This is a genomic window from Oceanospirillum linum (assembly GCF_001995095.2).
GTDB lineage: Bacteria > Pseudomonadota > Gammaproteobacteria > Pseudomonadales > Halomonadaceae > Oceanospirillum > Oceanospirillum linum.
The window spans coordinates 1-646 of the sequence record NZ_MTSD02000036.1 but is presented as its reverse complement, the minus strand read 5'-3'; the positions used below and the strand labels follow the sequence as shown (position 1 = coordinate 646).

Sequence of the window (646 nt, the reverse complement as noted above, 5' to 3'; positions counted from 1 at the left end):
TGCTTGTACGCATACGGTTTCAGGTTCTGTTTCACTCCCCTCACAGGGGTTCTTTTCGCCTTTCCCTCACGGTACTGGTTCACTATCGGTCAGTCAGTAGTATTTAGCCTTGGAGGATGGTCCCCCCCATATTCAGACAGGATTTCACGTGTCCCGCCCTACTCGATTTCACTCTTGATAAGATGTCGTGTACGGGGCTATCACCCACTATGGCCGCACTTCCCAGAGCGTTCCACTATCTACACTAGAGCTTAAGGGCTAATCCGATTTCGCTCGCCGCTACTTTCGGAATCTCGGTTGATTTCTTTTCCTCCGGGTACTTAGATGTTTCAGTTCCCCGGGTTCGCCTCGCATCGCTATGTATTCACGATACGATACCCAGCTTACACTGGGTGGGTTTCCCCATTCGGAGATCCTCGGATCAAAGCTTGTTTACCAGCTCCCCGAGGCTTTTCGCAGGTTTCTACGTCCTTCATCGCCTCTGACTGCCAAGGCATCCACCGTATGCGCTTAGTTGCTTGACCATATAACCCAAAAGGGTCTGGTTAAGACTTTGCTGTTTTAACGATAAAATCACCGGATACGCGCTATCAAGATTACAAAGATTTAAAATTTTATCCGCTGGGTTGTGTTTACTTGAAAGAGC

Annotated in this window: 1 rRNA gene; it reads right to left on the bottom strand. The window is 48.8% G+C overall.

The features are described 5' to 3' along the window. Window positions 1-524 (bottom strand): 23S ribosomal RNA (locus BTA35_RS16495); the annotation flags it as partial. Between the last annotated feature and the right edge of the window lie 122 nt (window positions 525-646).